General features: G+C 31.8%; 22 protein-coding genes, 1 riboswitch and 1 other annotated feature. Of the genes, 2 read left to right on the top strand and 20 right to left on the bottom strand.

What is annotated here, in order from left to right:
* Position 1: 1 nt before the first annotated feature.
* The 14 genes from cbiG to BUA21_RS09620 form a co-directional block, all read right to left on the bottom strand.
* Complete coding sequence (gene cbiG, locus BUA21_RS09685; protein WP_072744630.1) at positions 2 to 1,024, bottom strand: cobalt-precorrin 5A hydrolase; 1,023 nt, start codon at positions 1,022 to 1,024, stop codon at positions 2 to 4.
* Positions 1,021 to 1,776 (bottom strand): precorrin-4 C(11)-methyltransferase, encoded by a 756-nt coding sequence (gene cobM, locus BUA21_RS09680; RefSeq protein WP_072744629.1) that lies wholly within the window; start codon positions 1,774 to 1,776, stop codon positions 1,021 to 1,023. Before cobM ends, cbiG begins: the two co-directional genes overlap by 4 nt.
* Positions 1,769 to 2,332 (bottom strand): precorrin-6Y C5,15-methyltransferase (decarboxylating) subunit CbiT, encoded by a 564-nt coding sequence (gene cbiT, locus BUA21_RS09675; protein ID WP_072744628.1) that lies wholly within the window; start codon positions 2,330 to 2,332, stop codon positions 1,769 to 1,771. The genes cobM and cbiT overlap by 8 nt, the downstream gene beginning before the upstream one ends.
* A complete protein-coding gene (cbiE, locus tag BUA21_RS09670; RefSeq protein WP_072744627.1) occupies positions 2,319 to 2,915 on the bottom strand; it encodes a precorrin-6y C5,15-methyltransferase (decarboxylating) subunit CbiE in 597 nt (198 codons plus the stop codon). Before cbiE ends, cbiT begins: the two co-directional genes overlap by 14 nt.
* Positions 2,903 to 3,982, bottom strand: a complete 1,080-nt coding sequence (gene cbiD / locus BUA21_RS09665) for a cobalt-precorrin-5B (C(1))-methyltransferase CbiD (protein ID WP_072744626.1) — start codon at positions 3,980 to 3,982, stop codon at positions 2,903 to 2,905. Before cbiD ends, cbiE begins: the two co-directional genes overlap by 13 nt.
* Positions 3,979 to 4,599, bottom strand: a complete 621-nt coding sequence (locus tag BUA21_RS09660; RefSeq protein ID WP_072744625.1) for a precorrin-8X methylmutase — start codon at positions 4,597 to 4,599, stop codon at positions 3,979 to 3,981. Before BUA21_RS09660 ends, cbiD begins: the two co-directional genes overlap by 4 nt.
* Positions 4,590 to 5,909, bottom strand: coding sequence for a cobyrinate a,c-diamide synthase (locus tag BUA21_RS09655; protein ID WP_072744624.1), 1,320 nt, complete (start codon positions 5,907 to 5,909; stop codon positions 4,590 to 4,592). The genes BUA21_RS09660 and BUA21_RS09655 overlap by 10 nt, the downstream gene beginning before the upstream one ends.
* A complete protein-coding gene (locus tag BUA21_RS09650; protein ID WP_072744623.1) occupies positions 5,910 to 6,959 on the bottom strand; it encodes a pyridoxal phosphate-dependent aminotransferase in 1,050 nt (349 codons plus the stop codon).
* Between the two features lie 8 nt (positions 6,960 to 6,967).
* Positions 6,968 to 7,900, bottom strand: coding sequence for an adenosylcobinamide-phosphate synthase CbiB (cbiB, locus tag BUA21_RS09645; protein WP_084604232.1), 933 nt, complete (start codon positions 7,898 to 7,900; stop codon positions 6,968 to 6,970).
* Between the two features lie 12 nt (positions 7,901 to 7,912).
* Positions 7,913 to 8,752 (bottom strand): cobyric acid synthase, encoded by an 840-nt coding sequence (locus BUA21_RS09640; protein ID WP_072744621.1) that lies wholly within the window; start codon positions 8,750 to 8,752, stop codon positions 7,913 to 7,915.
* Between the two features lie 82 nt (positions 8,753 to 8,834).
* Positions 8,835 to 9,006: riboswitch (cobalamin riboswitch) on the bottom strand.
* 57 nt (positions 9,007 to 9,063) lie between these two features.
* Positions 9,064 to 10,263, bottom strand: coding sequence for a patatin-like phospholipase family protein (locus tag BUA21_RS09635; protein WP_072744620.1), 1,200 nt, complete (start codon positions 10,261 to 10,263; stop codon positions 9,064 to 9,066).
* 62 nt (positions 10,264 to 10,325) lie between these two features.
* The gene (locus BUA21_RS09630) at positions 10,326 to 11,360 is read right to left on the bottom strand and encodes a CapA family protein (protein ID WP_159429098.1); all 1,035 of its coding nucleotides are present in this window, start codon (positions 11,358 to 11,360) and stop codon (positions 10,326 to 10,328) included.
* Positions 11,361 to 11,428: 68 nt separating this feature from the next.
* The gene (locus tag BUA21_RS09625; protein ID WP_072744686.1) at positions 11,429 to 12,388 is read right to left on the bottom strand and encodes a dipeptidase; all 960 of its coding nucleotides are present in this window, start codon (positions 12,386 to 12,388) and stop codon (positions 11,429 to 11,431) included.
* Positions 12,389 to 12,475: 87 nt separating this feature from the next.
* Positions 12,476 to 13,924 carry a GGDEF domain-containing protein gene (locus BUA21_RS09620; RefSeq protein WP_234973703.1) on the bottom strand — a complete coding sequence of 483 codons (1,449 nt, stop codon included), beginning with the start codon at positions 13,922 to 13,924 and terminating at the stop codon, positions 12,476 to 12,478.
* Positions 13,925 to 14,175: 251 nt separating this feature from the next.
* Between BUA21_RS09620 and BUA21_RS09615 the strand changes: the two genes are divergently transcribed.
* Entirely contained in the window at positions 14,176 to 14,664 is a 489-nt protein-coding gene (locus BUA21_RS09615) for a deoxycytidylate deaminase (RefSeq protein ID WP_072744617.1), read from the top strand.
* On the opposite strand, the gene BUA21_RS09610 is transcribed toward BUA21_RS09615, so the two are convergent.
* From BUA21_RS09610 to BUA21_RS09595, 4 genes are all read right to left on the bottom strand, one after another.
* Positions 14,661 to 15,275, bottom strand: a complete 615-nt coding sequence (locus tag BUA21_RS09610) for a ribonuclease H1 domain-containing protein (protein WP_233242597.1) — start codon at positions 15,273 to 15,275, stop codon at positions 14,661 to 14,663. The two genes, BUA21_RS09615 and BUA21_RS09610, sit on opposite strands and share 4 nt — an antisense overlap.
* A 56-nt stretch (positions 15,276 to 15,331) precedes the next feature.
* Positions 15,332 to 16,501, bottom strand: a complete 1,170-nt coding sequence (gene trpB, locus BUA21_RS09605; RefSeq protein ID WP_072744616.1) for a tryptophan synthase subunit beta — start codon at positions 16,499 to 16,501, stop codon at positions 15,332 to 15,334.
* 55 nt (positions 16,502 to 16,556) lie between these two features.
* Positions 16,557 to 16,799 (bottom strand) — a binding site (T-box leader).
* Positions 16,800 to 16,859: 60 nt separating this feature from the next.
* Positions 16,860 to 17,402 carry a TDE2712 family protein gene (locus tag BUA21_RS09600; RefSeq protein ID WP_072744615.1) on the bottom strand — a complete coding sequence of 181 codons (543 nt, stop codon included), beginning with the start codon at positions 17,400 to 17,402 and terminating at the stop codon, positions 16,860 to 16,862.
* A gap of 14 nt (positions 17,403 to 17,416) precedes the next feature.
* Complete coding sequence (locus tag BUA21_RS09595; RefSeq protein ID WP_072744614.1) at positions 17,417 to 18,250, bottom strand: CvfB family protein; 834 nt, start codon at positions 18,248 to 18,250, stop codon at positions 17,417 to 17,419.
* Between the two features lie 249 nt (positions 18,251 to 18,499).
* Here BUA21_RS09595 and BUA21_RS09590 point away from each other — a divergent pair, with 249 nt between their 5' ends.
* Positions 18,500 to 19,342 (top strand): M55 family metallopeptidase, encoded by an 843-nt coding sequence (locus BUA21_RS09590; RefSeq protein WP_072744613.1) that lies wholly within the window; start codon positions 18,500 to 18,502, stop codon positions 19,340 to 19,342.
* A gap of 37 nt (positions 19,343 to 19,379) precedes the next feature.
* Here the strand turns inward: BUA21_RS09590 and BUA21_RS09585 are convergent, their stop codons facing one another.
* Both BUA21_RS09585 and BUA21_RS09580 read right to left on the bottom strand, forming a co-directional pair.
* Positions 19,380 to 19,874, bottom strand: coding sequence for a methylglyoxal synthase (locus BUA21_RS09585; RefSeq protein WP_072744612.1), 495 nt, complete (start codon positions 19,872 to 19,874; stop codon positions 19,380 to 19,382).
* A gap of 33 nt (positions 19,875 to 19,907) precedes the next feature.
* A complete protein-coding gene (locus tag BUA21_RS09580) occupies positions 19,908 to 20,915 on the bottom strand; it encodes a calcium/sodium antiporter (RefSeq protein WP_072744611.1) in 1,008 nt (335 codons plus the stop codon).
* Between the last annotated feature and the right edge of the window lie 23 nt (positions 20,916 to 20,938).

The raw sequence follows: 20,938 nt of genomic DNA, 5'->3' as shown, positions 1-20,938 counted from the left end.
ACTAAATCATCTCCTTTGAAACTGCCACAGTTATACCATTACATTTGGTTTTCCCTACCACTATCTCTCCTCCTGATAGATACGCACAGGGTTCACTGACAGAATAAACTCCTACATTTCTTTTAACAAAATCGCTTTTCCCAAATTTTTCTTCCACTATTTTTATTTCTTCTACAGTATAAATATTCCTAGGACATTTAAAATAACTTGCAGCTTCTAAAATACCTAATTCACCGCTTTTTATTTCAATAGTATTTATAGACTTTATAGAACTTGATGAAAAATTATTTTTATCAAGCACATCTAATATAGCATTTATTATTTCTTTTCCACTAGTACCTTTTTTACAACCTACTCCTATATTTAAATTTTTAGGCCTCAATACTACATGGGGTATAGTGATATCTATATACTTTATAGAACTTATACACAATACTCCATCTACCTTGTCTTGATATTTCTTTACATTTTCTAATCCATGAATAAAAACCAAATTATCATATCTTATATGACCTTCCATTTCAGAAAAATAGCCTATTCTTTTATCATTAACCATCATACTGGTTATCTGCTTTACCTCTTCCATATTCTCCATAACATAGCCTTTTCTCATGGCAAATATATCTACTGCTTCTATCTTCCTCCCATCAGAAGCAGTAGTTATGATTGACTTTGCCCCAAGTATTTCTCCTACAATTTCACACAATCTATTTCCTCCACCTATATGCCCTGACAATAAGCTTATGGAATATCTTCCCAAATCGTCAACAACTACTACAGCTGGATCTACAGTTTTATCTATTACGTATGGAGAAATCATTCGTACTGCTATACCCGTAGCTGAAATAAATACTATCCCCTCATATTCCTTAACTATATTTTCTAATATGGATTTTATTCCACCCTCGACTTGTGAATTGTTATAGTGATGAATTTCTAGAAAAGCTTTTTTATCCCTATATTGCTCTAATTTACACCCTATATCTCTACCTTTGTCTGTAAAAGATAGACATGCTACCTTCAATTTTTCGCCTCCCTATATTCATGGGTGAACTTTGGATCATACAATTTAGATCTCTCATAAGAACTATCTATAAAATCCCCCACTAATATTTGAGCAGTTTTATTTATGCCTTCCTTTTTCACTTTGTCTACAATATCATTTAAAGTACCTATAAGGATTTTTTCATCTTCCCAAGTAGCTTTATATACTACTGCAATAGGTACATCTCCTCTTTTATATCCTCTTTTTAATTTTTCAACTACATTTTCTATCTGTTGCACAGAAAGAAATATGGCCATAGAAGCCCCATAAGAAGCTAATTTTTCTAAGTCTTCACTTTCTGGCACACTGGTTCTTCCTTCTATTCGGGTAAGTATAACAGTTTGACTTAAACTTGGAAGTGTAAATTCACTTTTTATAGCTGAACAAGCTGCAGTGAAAGAACTAACCCCTGGAATAACCTCATACTGTATATCTTTTTTATCAAGAAAATCCATCTGTTCTTTTATTGCTCCATATATAGTAGGGTCCCCTGTATGAAGTCTCACAACTTTAAGCCCTTTTTCTTCTCCTTCTACCATTTTTTCTATAACTTCTTCCAATGTCATATAAGCACTATTGTAAAATTTACATTTATCTTTACAATAATCTAAATGTGCCTTAGATACTAAACTCCCAGCATAAATAACAATATCTGCTCCTTCTAAAAGTCTTCTACCTTTGACCGTTATAAGATCTACATCTCCTGGACCTGCTCCAACAAAACTAATCATTTTCTAGCCTCCTTTTCATTCCCTTAACTATAAATATTGGATTTTGTCCCTTCATAAGTCCAATTTTATCCATATAGGAAGATTGAATTAACTGTACTCCTATATTTTCGTATTTATATTCTTCTAGAAATTGAATAAAATTGTCTAAATTTTGCAATCTAATAAAGTTCCCACAAACAATACCACCTGCTTCTAGATGAGTTTCCAAATATTTGAATATCTCATTAAGTTTTCCTCCACTGCCACCTATAAAACATTTATTGAACTCAATATCTGGCAAATCTTCTGGAGCTTGTCCCTCTATTAAATTTAAATTTACATTAAACTTAATACTATTTTTATTTATAATATCTACTCCTTCTTTCTCCTTTTCAATAGCCCAGACATTTGCACCTTGCAATGCTGATTCTACAGATATACTACCTGTTCCAGATCCTATATCTAATAGTCTATCTCCTTTTTCAATAGCTAAATGGGCAATGACAAGTATTCTAATATTAAATTTAGTCATAGGAATATCTCCCCGAATAAATTCCTCATCTCTAATCCATTTCATTTTCCACCACCACCACTGCCAAAGAAGAAATATCTTCTATTTCTTCTCCTATATTTATTTTCAATATGCATTCATCTTTATAGGACAAATTGTATCCTATATACATACTTCCTCTTAGCCCCAATTCATGCAATTTTTTAGATATAACTCTTGGTGTATTTGTGCTATCTGTAAGTATAATAGTCATAGGACTATTAAATGCTACTTCTAGACTTTCATCTCTCCCATGAAGAGATAGAAATCTGGAATTGTGCCAGCTTTTCTTAAGCTTTCCCATCATATATTGAAAAGAAGACAACCCAGGAAAAACTTCATCTACTAATATATCTTTATTTTTTAAATACTCTAGTATACCATAAAAACAAGGATCCCCAGATGCAAGAATCAAAACATTTTCTTTCATTAACGAATATCTATACACTTCATCTACATTTTTAACTTTTATATAATCACTTCTCAAAGCTTTTATTGACTCTCCTGCCCTTCCAAAAGCTACAATACATTCAGCTGAATTTATAGCTTCCACTACTTGAGCAGTTAAATATTTAGTATTCCCAGGTCCTATCCCAGCTACTGTGAGCAAGTAAATGCACCTCTTTCCATAGAATATATAATCACCTTCACAGGATAATGTTCATCTTTCAAATACACTTTTATCTTTTCTTCGCAACCTCTTTCCATATCATAAACTATTTCATCATATCCATTGTCTATACATATATTTAAGGCCTCTTCTGCCGTCATAGCAGCCTTTACTTTTTCTATGATATCTATAGGAGCACACCTCAGTGCTAAGTAATATATAAAAGCTTCAATTCTTCCATCACATACTCTACTATGAGTATTAAATATTCCTATTGATAGTTTTGAAAATTTTCCAATATGTCCAACGAGGGTTATAGCCTTAAATTTGTTATTATAGACATACAGTAGACTATCTCCTATATAGTTTGAAATCTTTACTTTTCCTCCTTGTAAATTCAATGCATCTGCAATTTTTTCTCCATAATTTCCTGGTACAAGTATTATATTCTCTTTTCCTATGTTTTCACCCACTGTATCAACTTCTAAATATATAGTCTTTATGAGAGCATCTTCTGACATGGGATATACTATTCCTTTGGTTCCAATTATAGAAATACCGCCTTCTATTCCTATGTTTGTATTGTAAGTTTTCTTGGCAATTTCTTTTCCCATAGGAGCATATATGACCACATCATATCCACAATTTGAGATTTCTTTTATCTCCTTTTCTATCATACTTCTAGGTACGGGATTTATAGCTGCATCTCCTACTTCTCCAAACAGTCCTTTTCTGCATATTCTACCTATTCCCTCTCCTCCATCTATGAAGACTTGTCCATCATTTCTTTTTCTTACCTTTGCACATATTTCCATACCATCTGTCACATCTGGATCATCTCCACCATCTTTTATGATAGTAGAATGAGCCCACTCCCCATCTATATATTGATTTTTCACTTCAAGTTTAAGTTTAATTTGGGCGGGAGTGTCTATCTCTATAAAAAAAGCTCTTTCACCTTTAAGTAATTTAGCTGACGCTTTAGCAGCTGCTGCAGCACAACTACCAGTTGTATAGCCACATTTAAGTTTTTTGCCTTCTTTTATTACATATAATTCCTCATTCATCTTCCTACCACCATATATAATATTGCATTTATAATAGAGGCTGCTACATTGCTTCCACCTTTGGTTCCAACTGTTGATATAGATGGTATAGCATATTTTCTTAAACTTTCTTTTGATTCAGCCGCTCCTACAAAACCAACTGGAACTCCCACAACAAATTTTGGATTTACCTTTCCTTCATCTATCACTTCAAGAAGTCTAAAAATAGCAGTAGGCGCATTGCCTATAACAAACATATCTATTCCCTCTGATACTGCTATATCTATTGAACAAGCTGATCTAGTAGTCCCCAATGTTTTTGAAAGCTCTACTACTTTTTTATCATCTATAAAATATTTCAATTGGCATGAAGTCTTTGAAAGAGCTGTTTTATTTATTCCTGCTGCAACCATTTTGGTATCAGTAAATATAGTTCCACCAGCTTTTATTCCTTTAACAGCAGTATTTAAAAAATCATTTTGAAATACTGCTATTTTTCTATAATCAAAATCTCCTGTAGTATGAATCATTCTTTTAACGACTAGTTTTTCTTCTTCAGAAAAGTAAGTATCTCCCATAATCTCCTCAATAATTTCCATGCTCTTTTTTTCTATTTCCATAGGTTTTTTTACATACATTTTAATTTCTCCTTTTCAACAATATCTAATAAATTTAAAAACGCATTCATATTGCCTAAAAAATTTATATGAGGATATCCTGCCAATACATTTTTGTATATATATCCACAATTCCACCTTTTGCTACTCATAGGTTTAGTTATACTATAAACTTCTTCTTTATCTATTTGGATCATAGATTTATGAAATTCATGACCAGTCAAGACATCCCCCTTTTTCCCTAAAATACAATCCTTCATTAGTTCTATATTTATATAGCCAAATCTTTGTAATTTGTCAGTCATTTTGCTTGTTCCATTAAATACACCGCACATTTTATGTCCTTCTATATCACTCATCAAATACATAAATCCTCCACATTCCGCATAAATATGTCCTCCACTTTCAGCAAATTTTTTTATTGATTTTCTCATCTCTATATTTTTTGAAAGAAATTCACTGAAAACTTCAGGATAGCCACCCCCTAAGTAAAGAAGATCACATTTAGGAATTTGCTTATCCTTTATAGGAGAAAAATAAGCTACCTCTGTAGTGTTTTCAAATAAATTTAAATTTTCTCTATAATAAAAAGAAAAAGCTTTGTCATAGGCTATAGCCACTACTACATCTCTTTTGGTTGGATATACATATTCTTTTGTCGCTACTTGACTCATACTAGCTATCAAACTATCTAAATCCACATTGTTTTCTATCTGCACAGAAGCCTTTTCTATAAGCTCATCAATATTTTCTATTTCTTCACCTTGGACAAGCCCTAAATGTCTACTATTTATTTTCAGTTCCCTGTCTTCTTCTACAAACCCCAATACTTTTACACCTATATACTTTTCAATTTGTTCTTTCATCAATGCATATATGTCTTTTCTGACTTTATTTAAAATAACTCCAACTATATTTGAATCTTGAAAATCTACCATACCCTTTATCTTGGGTATAGCTGAAAACATTTCTCCCTTTGGAGTATATACAAGTATTGTATTTATATTAAGTTTTCTTGAAATATCATAGGATGAATTTTCAAAAGTATTGTAAATTCCATCAAAGTATCCCATAGCACCTTCTACTACTGCAACTTCTCCATTCCCCATGGAAAGGGAACGTTCTATTCCATCCATTCCCATAAGATGAATATCTAAATTCCCAGCAGCTGATCCAGAAGCCAACTCTAAAAATTTCTTGTCTATATAGTCTGGACCTGTCTTATAGCAACATACATTTAATCCTCTTTTTTTAAGGGCCCTCACAATTCCTAATGTAATTATAGTCTTCCCACTTCCACTAGAAGGAGCCGAAATCATAATACTCTTCATCTATATCCTCTCCAAATTTTTAAAAGTCTCAATGAGCTTTAGATTATCTTCTCTTCTTTTTATGGCTATTCGAATATAGCTAGTATCAAGTCCTTGAAAACCAGAACACTTTCTTATAACCATACCTTCTTTAAGAAAATAATTGAATACATATTCTTCATTCCATTTAAGCAATTTAATAAGCATATAATTGGTATCAGTACTATGGGGTTTTAATCCATTTATTTTTGAAAGCTCCTCAAATATAAATTTTCTTTCATTTCCCATATATAATTTACTTTTTTCTATATAATCCTTACAACTAAAAATATAGTTTCCAGCTATTTCTGCCAAGGAGTTTATACTCCAAGGTAATTCCATAGCATCATATGTTTTTTTTAAATCTATGGAAGTACATCCATATCCCAAACGAATTCCTGGAAGAGCAAAAAATTTAGTTGCTGCCCTTATGATTCCTACATTTTCAAAGTCATAGTCCTTAAATATGTCTATGCTATCATAATCTTCAGGACAAAATTCATAAAATGCCTCATCTAAAAGTAAAAAACCATCTTTCTTTTTAACTATTTTATATATACTTGACAATATCTCTCTTTCAATTCTTAAACCTGTGGGATTGTTGGGGTTCCCTAAAATAAGTAAATCTCCATGTTTTATATTAATTTCTAAAATATTTAAATCTATCTTGAAATCTTCTGTATAATTTAATCTTAAAACTTCTTTTCCATGTATTTTCCCTCTTTTTTCATATTCAATAAAAGAAGGTACAAATACTACAACTCTGTTAAATAGCTGTATAAAATTATCTATTATTTCAACTGCCCCATTGCCAACCACTACATTCCCAACTCTACATTTTAAATAATCAGCAATACACTTTTTAAGATGTCTATATTTTATATCTGGATATCTTGTCAAAGTATGAAGGGAATTTGAAAGGATTTCATACAATCCACCAGGAGGCCCTAATGGATTTATATTGCTAGAAAAATCTATAAGTTCTCCATCATAAAAATCACTATAAGAAATTAAATCTCCACCATGTTCCATAAACTCACCTACTTTTCTAAAAGAACAATACAAATATAAATAAAAATCAAAATCATTTCAGCTCTATACATTATTTCAACAGTTCTTTTTATATCATCTTTTTCTAATGACCTATTGTCATCTCCAATAGTAGGTTTTTCTACTATCTTCCCAAAATAATAGCTGCTTCCGCCAAGCTGTATATTTAAAAGTCCTGCCACAGCTCCTTCAGGATAAGCTGAATTGGGACTTTTATGATTTTTTCTATCTCTAAGCATTATTTTAAATCCATTTTTTACATCATATTTAAACATAGAAGATACGCACATCAAAATTCCTGAAATCCTTGCTGGGATAAAATTAAATACATCATCTACTCTCGCTGGAAAATAGCCCAAATCTATATATTTTTCGTTCATATATCCAAGCATAGAATCCATAGTATTTATCATTTTATACATCATTCCACCAGGTGCTCCAAAAAGTAAAATATAAAATATAGGTGCAATGACTCCATCAGAAGTATTTTCTGCTACCGTTTCTATATCTGCCTTGATTATTTCAGATTCAGTCAAGTTTTCTGTATCTCTTCCCACTATATACGAAAGTTTCAATCTAGCCTCTTCTATTCCATCGTCAAATGCTTTATATACTTTCATTGCTTCTTTGTGAAGACATCTAGCGGCAATACAAGTATATATAAGATATACATTAACTATATGATATATAAGCTCATATTTTTTTATACTTTTAAGTAGTAAAAACGGAACAAAATAGGCTATGCAAATATTCAAAAAAACTATTATGAATCCTCCTATTTTAAGTCCTCTTTTAGTTTTGAAAATCTTTCTTTGCAAATTGTCTTCCGCTGAAATAAGCTTTCCCATATACTTCACTGGATGAGGAAAACTGTAAGGATCTCCTATAAGCAAATCTAAAAGAACTGCCAATATAATATCCATCACATAATTCACCTATTTCTTTAAAACAGAGTAAATATACTCCATATTCATATTTTCTCTAACTACCTTTGCAAGTTTAGATATCTCTTCTTCTCTTTCCCATTCCCTTTGTTCTTTGCTATTGCAATTCTTTTCATAATCTAAAAGACTATCTTCATCTTCAAGTTCCAAATGAACATAGGGAATAGTTCCAACTACAGGAATATGAATTAGTTTTTCTATCATGTCTATGCCTGATTGTAAAAGAGATATATCTCCTCTAAACTTATTTATGACAAGTCCTTTTATTCTCTTCCTTTCTTCTTCCTCTAAAAGCATTACTGTTCCATAGAGAGATGCAAATACACCTCCTCTATCTATATCAGCTATCAACAATACTGGAGAATCTGCCATTTCAGCCATACCCATATTTACAATATCATTTTCCTTTAAATTTATTTCTGCTGGACTCCCTGCCCCTTCTATGACTACTACATCATAAGTGCTCTCAATTTCTTTAAACGTCTTTAATATCATAGGTTTTAAACTACTTTTAAATTTAAAATATTCTACCGCATCCATAGTATATTTATTTTCGCCATCTATAAAAACTTGACTAGTTCTATCTCCAGTAGGCTTCAAAAGAATGGGATTCATTCTTGAATCTGGCTTAAGTCTAGCAGCAGCAGCTTGAAGTGCTTGTGCTGTACTTATTTCACGGTCATCTTCAAGGATATAAGACTTAGATGACATGTTTTGAGATTTAAATGGAAATACAGTAAATCCATCTTCTACAAATATTCTACACAATGCTGTGCAAAGCATACTCTTTCCTGCAGAAGAAGTAGTACCTTGTACCATAATACTTGTCACTTTCTCACCTCCAAAAAAAAGAGAACCTTCTCGAAGTTCTCTTGCCTATAAACCAAAAACAAACACTACCTTTCCCTCCGAAAGAATGCTTTTAGTTCAGGCAGGTTTCCTGACTCATGGCTAAATCCTCTTTCCTCCTTCCCAGCAAAGCCAGTGGATATGGAATTCGTCACCATTTACAGTAGCGGGGGCTGTAGTGGAATTTCACCACTTTCCCTTTTAACCCATAGGGCACCTAAACCACTATTCTATTTTCAATTTAATAATATCATTCTTATTTATTTTATGTCAAATAGATTCGTCCCCATGCTTTAAAATATGATATCCGCAATGTTTAAAGTTGTTTCATCTTTGTTCAATGCAGAAAGAAAATCTACTTTTTTTACAACTTTAGCTAATATTCCTCCATTGTCTTCTTTTATTTCTCTTTCTTTATATTGTTTCTTGACAATATCTAAAAATTCATCATAAGAATATATCTTGAATTTTTCTATATCATATTTTTCTGCCAATATTTCGAGGAATCTTATGACAATATCTTCATAATCATTTTCTTTATCTGTTCCTAAAATTTCACTTATCTTTGGCATTATAAACTCAAACAAAGCCCTTCTATAAGGTACATTTTCTATACCAAGAACTTGTCCTATCTCTAAAATTTTGTCTTCACCTAAATTTAATAGAGTATTTAAAAAATATTCTTCATCTCTTTTAGGTTCAATATAGTATTTATAGCCCTTAAGTTTTCTCAAAGCCTTTATTCCATCATAATATCCAAGTTGCAAATCCCTTCTAGCTGTTTCACTGTCAAAATCTAAGGTTTTCCCTAAATCCTCATTGGGCGAAATATATATAATATTTAAATCTTTAGTGTCAAATTTTTTAGCTCTCCCTACCCCATGAGTCCTTATAGCAATTAAATCTTTATATCCTTTATCCGAAAGCAAATTTATAGGAAGATTGTTGTAAACTCCTCCATCTATATACTTTTTCCCATCTATTTTTTCTTTTTTAAATACAGGAAAATATGCACTAGCAATTAAATAATCTACAAGCATTCCTTTAGGGATATCTTCAATATATATTTCCACAGGTTTTAAATCTGAAAGGGATACTGTGACTATGCCAAAATCCTTTCCTGAATTTCTAATTTTTTCTTCATCTATTACTTCTTCTAACAAATTTCTCAAAGGAGTTATATCTAATCCTCCATCATTTATAACTCCTTTAATTGCCCCTGCTAAGTTTTTTATATCACTTCTACTCATCTTCCCATTTTTTATTTTTTCTATTTTCTCATCATTGGCTTCTATGACTCGTGAATAAGTCATATTGTACCAAAGTTCATAGGCTTTCTCATATTCGCCTTGAACCAACATGGCACCATTCAACGCTCCAACAGAAGTGCCTGCTATTCCGCCAATTTCAATTCCCATATCCATTATAGCTTTATATGCTCCTATATGATATGCTCCTTTGGCTCCTCCACCTTCAAGAATTACACCGTACATAAAAGCACCCCCATTTATTTTCTTTTTATATACCCATAATAGCTTAATAAATATTATAAATTCTACTTTATATCTATAAATCCTTCTTTTTCTATCTTGGTATTAAACCCTTTAGATAGACCATTTATATAGGATATGGCTTCTACTTTATCTTTGCCCTCTAAAGGTATAGGTCTTGAATTAACTATTTTACATGGTATGATATTTACTCTTTCTATTTTCTTATTCTTTATGACTACTTGCCCAATCATAGTCTTCTTGCTTAATTCACTTGTTGAATTGAAAACAAAATTTCCTAAGCTATAAAAAATAGGTTTTCCCTTATAAACCTGTATCCCTTGCAGAACATGAGGATGATGACCCATGACAACATCTGCACCATTATCTATTGCTTTTTTAGCAAGCTTTATCTCTTGTGCCCTTGGAGCAGTACTTCTTTCAACTCCCCAGTGAATAGAGAAAACTACTATATCTATGTTTTTCTTCATCTCTTGAATCTTTTTACACATTTCATCTACATAAGGATCATATCCGCTGAGAACTCCAGGTCTTTTATCGTTTGCATACCACTTTGAATCCGGTATAACTCTTGAATAAGCTACAATGCCAATTTTAACTCCATTCTCCTCAGCTACAATTCCCTTCACTGCTTCCTTTTTATTTCTTCCAGCTCCTGTATACTTGATTTCGTATTTATCTAAATTATTTAGCGTATCCATAAATCCATCATATCCATAATCTAGCACATGATTGTTTGCAAGAGTCACCACATCTATACCTGATTCTTTCATCGCCTTTGGTGTCATGGGACTAGATCTAAAATTGTACTGCTTGTTTGGCCATTTTTTCCCTCCATTGGTAATGCTGGTCTCTAAATTTACTATTGTCAAGTCATCCTTTGTGAAATAAGTTTTTACTTTTCCCCAAGGATATCCTATCCCATATTGATTGTAATACTTTCTAATTACTCCATCAAATAAAACATCTCCTGCCATGGATATAACCGTTTCATCTTTCTCCCCATTGTCTTCCGCTTTCACAGAAATAGTAGAAAACAGTAAAATAAATATTAAAAGCATGGAAATTTTTTTTCTCAATTTCATCCCCCTTATTTGACTATTAAATATATTCATTTATCTAATATATTATATATTCTATAATTTGATTATGATGGCAAAATATTTTTAAGCACTCTCACAAAATTTTCTCCTAATATCTTTCTTATAGTAGATTCACTGTAACCTCTATTTAAAAGCTCTTTTGTAACTATTGGAATTTTAGTACAGTCCTCCAAATCTTTTGTCCCTTTGGAGCCTAAATACTCATTAAAATCAAATCCCAATCCTACATGGTCTTCTCCTGCCAATTTTAAAATATATTCTAAATGTTTCATGAAACTTTCTATAGATTCTTTTTCTTTATCCTCTGTAAAATATCCATTGAGTCCTATGACGCCACCAGTTTTAGCAATAGCTTTTATCTGTTCATCTGTCAAATTTCTCTCATGATTATATACAGCTTTAGCATTTGAATGAGAAGCAATAATAGGATTTTTAACTAAATCAATTATATCCCAAAAACCTTCTTCATTTAGATGTGAAACATCAACTATTATACCTAGTTTCTCCATTTTCAATATAGCATCTTTACCTAATCGGCTTAATCCACCACCTTCAGAAACACCTGCTGCAAAATAATTTCTCCAATTCCATGTAAGCATAGCACTTCTAAGCCCTAATTCATAAAAAACATCAATCAATCCCAATTCATTGCTTATAGGCTCCATCCCCTCCATTGATAGTACTAAGCCTATTTTATTTTTGCTAATTGCTTCATCTAAATCTCCTTTGGTGCGTATAAACATGGCCTCTTCAGTATTTTCAAGTTGTCTATACACTTCAGATATTTCAATCAACGCTTCTTTTAAAGAACCTTCAGGATGCAAATTTTCAAAAGTATTTACAAATACTAAATTTACACCTCCCTGTTTTAATAAGGGCAAATGTTTTGAAATAAGTATATCTCCACTTCCTTTCCTACCTTTTTCCATCAACATATGAAGTGGAATATCTGAATGTGCATCTACCACGTAAGAATTCTTATGTAAATCCATATAATTCATCATTTCATCCCCTCTATAGAAATTTATTGATACAATAAACATTGTACTATTTTTCTATATAAAAGAAAACACCCTCAAATGAAGGTGTTCTTATATGCACGCTACTCTATTTCTCCCACATCTTTTAGCTTCATACAAGGCCTTATCAGCTTCTATTATGACATTGCTTATATCACTATCTTTACCAATTTTATCTATTTGAGACACTCCAATGCTCACTGTCACTGATATATCAAAATTCCATATTCTAAAATTGTTGTTTTCAACTTGACTTCTAAGTCTTTCAGCTATTTTTTTTGCCGTATTCATATCAGTATTTGGCAATAAACATACAAATTCTTCTCCACCAAATCTAATTAGTATATCATCACTTCTAGTATTGTTTTTCATGATTTTAGAAATTTCCTTCAATATCATATCTCCTACACCATGACCATAAGTATCATTTATATCTTTGAAATGATCTATATCCAGCATGAGTACAGATATATTATTTTTTAAACCTTGACATTGTAGAGAAATTTCCTCTATTTTTTCATCTATATACCTTCTATTGTAAAGTCCAGTAAGAAAATCAGTTTTAGACTCCATATCCTTGACCCTATAAAATCTTTGAAGTTCTTTGTTAGCATTCTCAAGCTCCATTTTATTTCTCTTTAATTCTTCATTTGATTGAATAAGTAGCTTTACCAATCTGTCATTTTCCATAACAGTTAAAATTTGTCTTATAACTATAAATACACCCGTAATCAAAAAGCCTAAAAAAGCAATATCTATTTCTTTTACTTTGAAAATAGTAAATACCAAAAACATGACTATTCCTATATAAACTGATAATACTACAGAAACATTCTCTTTTCTATATTTTCTTCTAGAAATCATTTCTATATTTTCAAATATTTCACCTGAAAATGCAATGACAAGTAAAGGCAATATCCACATTGGCTCATAATAGATGAAACTTTTCCCAATATTAAATACCTTTATATGAATATAAACGCCATCCATTACAGTTTCTAATAAAAACCCACTAGCTCCAATATATGCAACTTTTTTAGGAAGTACTTCTCTCACAGCAAAATATAAAAACAATATACTGAAAAACAAATTAAAATCCCCTATAAGATATCCCATTATAACAGAAAAAGAGCCTAAATCTATATTATTTGGAAAAGATACTTTCATTTTATGATAATATAAAGCTAATGTAGAAATTGTTGTCAATATAATTAAGTTGTCAAAAAATAATTTTAAACTTGTCATCTTATTTCTTCTCTTTGAAATTATATAAAGTATACCAAATAAACTTATTGGATATCGCAATAAATAAAAAACACTATGAATTCCCGAAATAGAAAACTCCGTTTTTAAAATGAAATCATAGTAAGCCTGGCACATTTCAGCAATTATATAACTCAAAATTCCCAATGATAAAAAAAGCCAATAGTATCTTTCACTTTTCACGGTACCTCTATACACATTAAAAAGAACTATAAAAGCTATAAAAGAACCACTTATCCCCAATAAATCGTTTGCCAATTTCTGTATGTAAATGTTTTCCTTAGACATGAACAATACAATATAATATATAATTATGAAAATAGGAATAAAATATTTTAATGACTTTTTTTTCTTTTTTTCCCCCAAACCCCTCACTCTTTTCATAAATATTAAATATATGTTACAATACATTATATAACATAGAAGTATTTTTTGCTATACCATTATAGGTATAAGGTACCATTTTTTATTAAATTTAATTAACTTTTAGTCGTAAAGGAGGAAATATCATGGAAAGAAGAGATAAAACTAATTATTATTTGGACATAGCTGAAGTTGTGGCCGAAAGAGGTACTTGCCTTAGAAGAAATTTTGGTGCCATCATAGTTAAAAATGATGAGATAATTGCTACTGGATATACTGGTGCCCCTAGAGGAAGAAAAAATTGTTCTGATTTAAACTATTGCAGAAGAGAACAATTGAATATTCCTAGAGGCACTCACTATGAATTGTGCCGTTCGGTTCACGCTGAAGCCAATTGCATCATAAGTGCACCAAGAAAAGACATGATTGGCTCTACTCTCTATCTAGTATGCAAAGATCCTAAATCCGGAAAACTAGTTGAAAACACCAATTCTTGTGCTATGTGCAAAAGGCTCATCATAAACGCCGGTATTGAGAATGTAATCATCAGAGATACCAAAAATAGTTTTAGAACAGTAAAAGTAAAAGATTGGATAGAAAATGATGATTCTCTAAGTAATGAATTTGGCTACTAATTCGTATCTATCTTTAAACTAGCTCTAGCAAGTTTATCTACTTCTTCATTGTAAGTATCTCCACTATGAGATTTAACTTTTATGAATACTACACTCAATCTATCCTTTATGGAATCATAAAATTCTTTGTATTTCTTCGTACCAATTTTATTTGTTTTCCATTCACCAGTAAGCCATTTCTCTATACCCATATAATCATAGTAAAGATAAAGTGTATCTATATTTTTTTCTAGGGCAATGTTCATAGCGACCATTGCCCCTTCTATTTCTCCTGATACATTTCTCATCTCTACCAATTCTTTTTCATTTCCTCGACCTGAATATGTGTTTTTTCCATCTTTTGAAAACAATATAACACCATAAGCATAATATCCAACTTCCACATCGAAACTTCCATCTACATAAGCTATCATCTCATTGTCTTTTAAATCACAAATATCTTTTTCTTCACTGTTCTTTTCACCATTTAAATAAGCTTTAGCTTCTTCCAAAGTGAGAAAACTCTTGTATTCTGCACCCGAATAGCCCTTTACTTGTTTCTCACACTCACTCCAAGAATCATATATCCCTACTCTCCTTCCATTTTTAACTGCATAATACTTTTTCTTCACACAATCACCTCGCATTTTGATTATGACATGATGAGCTACTAGTTTCAACCATATATTTATTTATATTCACTTAACTCCATGACTTGAGCCATATCTTTGTCTCCCCTGCCAGATAAATTGATGATTATTATCTTATCTTTTGGAAGAGTACGAGAAAGTTTCATTCCATAAGCTACAGCATGAGCACTTTCAAGAGCAGGTATAATACCTTCTAATTTTGAAAGTTTATAGAAAGCTTCCAAAGCTTCTATGTCAGTAACAGAATCATATGAAACTCTTCCTATATCTTTTAAATAACAGTGTTCAGGCCCAACCCCTGGATAGTCAAGTCCTGCTGCAATAGAATATATATCTGCCTCTTCTTTTAGAGTATAACATTTAAATCCGTGAATAACTCCCACTTCACCCTTAGAAATAGAAGCTGCATGACATCCCGTATCAATACCCTTTCCAGCAGGCTCTACTCCTATAATTTTTACTTCACTATCCTCTATAAAAGGATGGAAAAGACCTATGGCATTGCTACCACCGCCAACACAAGCAACCAGATAATCAGGTAGTCTTCCCTCTTGTTCAATTATCTGTCTTTTGGCTTCTTTCCCAATTATACTTTGAAATTCTCTAACCATTAGAGGATATGGATGAGGTCCTACAGCCGAGCCCAATAGATAAAAGGTATCTTGACTATTTTCTACGAAATCCCCCAAAGCTCTATCTACTGCCTCTTTTAATGTTCCTCTTCCTTCTTCTACAGGCTCTACTTTTGCCCCAAGCATTTTCATCCTGAAGACATTGTGTTCTTGCCTTTTCACATCTATACTACCCATATATATAGTGCAATCCATACCAAACAATGCACAAACCGTAGCAGTAGCAACTCCATGTTGCCCTGCCCCCGTTTCAGCAATGATTCTCTTTTTGCCACTTCTCTTTGCCAACAATGCTTGACCTAGTGCATTGTTTATCTTGTGAGCTCCTGTATGATTTAAATCTTCTCTTTTTAAATAAATCTTTGCTCCTCCAGTATATTGGGTTAAATTTTCTGCAAAGTATAGTGGACTTTCTCTTCCAACATAATTTTTATAATAATATTTAAGCTCTTTCAAGAAGTCTTCATCTTCAATATACTGATAAAACAAATTTTCTAATTCTTTTAATACCTCTTTCATAGATTCTCCAACATAAGAACCACCATATTGTCCAAAATAACCATCAAATTTTTTCACAAAAACCCCCCCCTTATTTTTTTAATAGAAATAAAAAAACCCTCGCCCAAATATAAAATAGGGCGAAGGTTGAATTCGCGGTACCACCTAAATTGTGCAAAAAGCACATCTCTTTCACGGGATACTAACATATCCTGTCCTTAGATAACGGTAGGCTTCCGGCAAATGCTACTCTCCATTTGATTTCGCAATACATCTTAAGGATCCATTCATTAGAGTCTGTACTACTGAGATCTCACCACCCTCAGCTCTCTTTAAATACTTCATTCTAACTACTCTTTCCTATCACAGAATTTTTATATTATTATTTTAATACATACTACTAGATTTTAATTTCAAAGTCAATACATTTCAATAATTAATCGTTCAACAATTCCATAAGTTTTTCTTCTATATAGTCTACAAGTGAACTTTCTCCAATCGTCACTTTGTTTTCTTCATATAAATCAGCTTTAATTCTAAAGAAATTGATTATGAGTTTGTTATCTACTATTTTGTACTCTTCTTCAGTTCCAGGAACAAATATTACTTCTAACTCTTCAAATTTTGATTCTACGCCACTTTCATTTATTTTATCCATTACTGAATTTAAATTTAGTGTTTTCACTGGATTTACCATCATTTGAGTAAATCCTAAATCTTCCATCATCCACATATTATAGTTCCAAAATCTTCTTTCCTTCTTGCTTTCACTATTTAACATTTCTCTATTTTCTATTGCGCTTAATACTCTTCTCACACTATCTTTATTAAATTCATCATCATATACATATTTCATATCTTCTGAATCAGCTACACTTATCAAGTAAGGATCTCCTACCTTTCCTTTTTCACTAACCACTTGCCAAAAATAATTTAACATTTCAATAGTATCAAATTTTGTCTTGATTCTTTTAATCATATAAATCCTCTCCTTTATCTCATTGTTTTAAATTTAATACCTCTTCGAGTAAACTCAATTTTCCCTTCCTTTAGCAGTCTTCCTACTGCTCTTTTAAACGCACTCTTGCTCATATTTAGCTCTTCTTGTATTCTTCTTGGCGAGCTATCATCATTTAAATCCAATTCTCCCCCGTTAGCCTTCATCTTATTTATAATAGTATTTGCATCTCTATCCATTTGTTTGTAAGACTTACTTCTCAAACTCAAATATAGTCTACCATCTTCTCTTACTTTAGTCACCCTCAATTCTACTTTATCTCCAGGCCTATAGACCCCATATAGTTCATTTTTGGGAATAAGTCCATCATATTTGTTATCAACTGCTACAAAAGCTCCCATTTCAAAATTCATACTATATATAGTGCCAAAAACTTTGTCATTTTCTTTGTATGGAGAATTGGTAGAAAGTAATCTCTTTATCTGCATAGTTGCACATGGTCTATTGCTTTTATCTACATATACACCAACTAAATATTTTTCGCCTCTTTCAATTTTCCCAAACTGTTCTCTAAAAGGAAGAAATAAATCCTTGTCCAATCCCCAATCTAAAAAGGCACCTATTCTTGTTGTTTCCACAACTCTCAAAAAACCTATTTCTCCAGCAACTATTTTAGGTCTTTTAGTAGTAGCTAACAGTTTATCATCTTTATAGACAAATACTTCTATCTTGTCTCCTATTTTAATCTTTTCTTGAATCTCTTTCTCTGGCAAGAATGCCCCTTCATCGCTCCCTTTTAAACCTAAAAGAGCTCCCTTTGGAGTAATTTTAACTACATCTAACTCTTGAATTTCACCTACTTTTATCATGTTTCACCTTCTCTTTTCATATTATTCAATATCTTTTATACTATATATTCGACAATACAAGCCAAAATCCTTTTTTGTATATGCAAATATTCATTTTCAAAACCTATTAATATTATACCTTTAAATAACAATATTACACTAATAAACTCTCAAAGTATTTTAATAGCAAAAATACTAAATAGTATAGTCAACATAAAATATTCTGATATAATTAATTTAATGGGGAAATATATACGAAAGGAGTTCTTTATGAAAATCTATATATCATTAGACATGGAGGGAATAGCAGGTAGCTTTGATTGGGAGCAAGAAACTAAGAGCAAAGCAGATGTAAAAAATTGCATTTACGAACAAATGGAATGGGTGTTACAAGGAATAGTTGAAAGTTCAATAAATAAAAAAATAAGTGAAATTGTAATTGCTGATTCTCACGCTATGGGAGACAATCTTTCATACGATTTCACTTCCCTTGATGATAGAATTTATATCATCTCTGGATATCCAAGACATCAATATATGATGCCTGGATTTAACAATACTTATGATATAGTATTTTTCATTGGCTATCATGCAGGAGTAGGAGCATTAAATGGAGCTATGGATCATACATATTCAAGTAGGAGAGTACATAAAATATGGATAAATGACAAAGCTATGAACGAATCCTTTATAAATGCTGCTTATGCAGGGTATTACTCTGTTCCTGTAGGCCTTATTGTAGGAGATGAAACACTCCATAGTGAACTCAATACAGATGATGGAATGCCTTGGGTTGAATATGTGTCTACAAAAGAAGCCTTGGGGAAATTTTCTGCAAAGCTAAAACCTAAAAACATAGTTAAAAATGAAACAATACATGCTGTAAAAAGATGTCTAAATCAAGATATAGAAAAAATTCCAATATACACATTTCAATATCCAGTCACTTTAAAGATAGAATTTGCAACAACAGCCATGGCAGACGTAGCATCTCTCATGCCTTATACCAATCGAATTGATGGGCGAACTATCGAATTTATTCATATGGATTATAAAACAATATTTGACGCTCTAATGGCATTAGTGACTCTTGCTAGTAGTGTAAATGCATAAAAGCCAAGGATAATCTTGGCTTTTTTCTATTCATCTTCTATTTCTTCATATTTTCTAAGCCTTCTACAGTTCTAATATGAATTCTTTTAGAATAATCAATTATTTTTCTTTCATATTCTTCTTCCATTAGTGGCGATGAAAGCAAAAAATCTGCTGTAGCTTGATTGTTTGCAACTGGTATATCATATAATACTGCAATACGAAGAAGTGCTTTTACATCTGGATCATGGGGTTGAGCTGACAAGGGATCCCAAAAGAAAATCATAAAGTCTATTCCACCTTCAGCAATACGAGAACCAATTTGTTGATCCCCTCCTAGTGGTCCACTATTAAAAGCTCTCACAGGCAAATGAACTTTTTCTGAAATAAGCCTTGCAGTAGTTCCTGTTCCACATAAAAAATGTCTTCCAAGCTTATCTTTATTTGTTTCTACCCACCGAATCAAATCTTCTTTCCTATTGTCATGAGCAATTAGAGCTATATGTTTTTGTTTTCCCATTTTAACTGAGATAAATTCATCTCCTAAACCCATTTGAAATCCCCCTCATACAAATTAGTATATTATTTATACCCAAATATAATTTAATACTAAATAAATAAAATACATTCCAACTAAAAAAGCACCTTCTCCTTTACTAATAACATTATCTTTGTTTTTAGCAAAAAAGTGAAAAGCAAATAGTACAATTAGCATAGTTGGTATTTGAAGTTTGTAAAAATTAGTCGGAACAAGTAAACCTTCTTTAGTTACTGCTGCAGCACTACCGACAACAAATAGAACATTCAATATATCCGCTCCAATAATATTGCCAACCGCTAATTCTCCATGTCCTTTTTTCACAGCAGTTATGGCCGTTACAAGCTCAGGTAAACTTGTACCAAAAGCAACCAAGGTAGCTGCAATAACACTTTGTGGAATACCCACACGAATAGCTGTAAGCTCAACAGCAGGTATAAGTAACTTAGATGAAAAAATAACTAATACTATACCTAATGCAAATTTTATAAGCTGTAAAATCAAAGAACTTTCTTTTCCTTCGATTTCTGATGATGCCGAAGTACTAGAATTTTTTGCTCCTCGAATACTCCCAATAATATATATAACTAATAAACCAATAAAAACAAAACCCATCCATTGTGTAATTCTTCCTTCAGGTCCTTTAGATAAAAAAGGCAAACACACAACAGACAACAATATGCCAGCAATTAATTGCAAAGGCCCTTGTCTGTTTATAGTATTTCTATCTATTGGCAATGTTCCTACTAGAGCTGCAAGCCCAATAATGAGACCTGTATCTGCAATTATTGAACCAATAGCATTTCCTAAAGCTAAATCTGGATTGCCATTAATTGCAGCAAATACAGATACAGTAGCTTCTGGCAATGTTGTTCCTAGACTCACAATAGTAGCACCAATAATCATTTTAGGTACACCCCAGCGAATAGACAATGCTACCGCTTCATTGACTAAAATATCAGCACCTTTACTCAATACAAATAAACTAAAGCCAATAACCATAAGTAAAATAAGCGTTGATGCTTGATTAAGAATTGAATAAATTAGTTCTTCCATTATTACCTTCCTTTCATTAAATA

The organism is Sporanaerobacter acetigenes DSM 13106, from assembly GCF_900130025.1.
In the GTDB taxonomy this organism is placed as follows: Bacteria; Bacillota; Clostridia; order Tissierellales; family Sporanaerobacteraceae; genus Sporanaerobacter; species Sporanaerobacter acetigenes.
The sequence above is the reverse complement of the archived record's forward strand: the minus strand, read 5'-3'. Positions and strand labels throughout refer to the sequence as shown.

Coding starts and splice junctions, on each gene's coding strand:
- cobM (WP_072744629.1), bottom strand. CDS start 1,776: ATGATTAGTTTTGTTGGAGCAGGTCCAGGAGATGTAGATCTTATAACG.
- cbiT (WP_072744628.1), bottom strand. CDS start 2,332: ATGAAATGGATTAGAGATGAGGAATTTATTCGGGGAGATATTCCTATG.
- cbiD (WP_072744626.1), bottom strand. CDS start 3,982: ATGAATGAGGAATTATATGTAATAAAAGAAGGCAAAAAACTTAAATGT.
- BUA21_RS09660 (WP_072744625.1), bottom strand. CDS start 4,599: ATGTATGTAAAAAAACCTATGGAAATAGAAAAAAAGAGCATGGAAATT.
- BUA21_RS09655 (WP_072744624.1), bottom strand. CDS start 5,909: ATGAAGAGTATTATGATTTCGGCTCCTTCTAGTGGAAGTGGGAAGACT.
- BUA21_RS09650 (WP_072744623.1), bottom strand. CDS start 6,959: ATGGAACATGGTGGAGATTTAATTTCTTATAGTGATTTTTATGATGGA.
- cbiB (WP_084604232.1), bottom strand. CDS start 7,900: ATGGATATTATATTGGCAGTTCTTTTAGATTTGCTTATAGGAGATCCT.
- BUA21_RS09635 (WP_072744620.1), bottom strand. CDS start 10,263: ATGTACGGTGTAATTCTTGAAGGTGGAGGAGCCAAAGGAGCATATCAT.
- BUA21_RS09625 (WP_072744686.1), bottom strand. CDS start 12,388: ATGATGAATTATATGGATTTACATAAGAATTCTTACGTGGTAGATGCA.
- BUA21_RS09615 (WP_072744617.1), top strand. CDS start 14,176: ATGGAAAGAAGAGATAAAACTAATTATTATTTGGACATAGCTGAAGTT.
- BUA21_RS09600 (WP_072744615.1), bottom strand. CDS start 17,402: ATGATTAAAAGAATCAAGACAAAATTTGATACTATTGAAATGTTAAAT.
- BUA21_RS09595 (WP_072744614.1), bottom strand. CDS start 18,250: ATGATAAAAGTAGGTGAAATTCAAGAGTTAGATGTAGTTAAAATTACT.
- BUA21_RS09590 (WP_072744613.1), top strand. CDS start 18,500: ATGAAAATCTATATATCATTAGACATGGAGGGAATAGCAGGTAGCTTT.
- BUA21_RS09585 (WP_072744612.1), bottom strand. CDS start 19,874: ATGGGTTTAGGAGATGAATTTATCTCAGTTAAAATGGGAAAACAAAAA.
- BUA21_RS09580 (WP_072744611.1), bottom strand. CDS start 20,915: ATGGAAGAACTAATTTATTCAATTCTTAATCAAGCATCAACGCTTATT.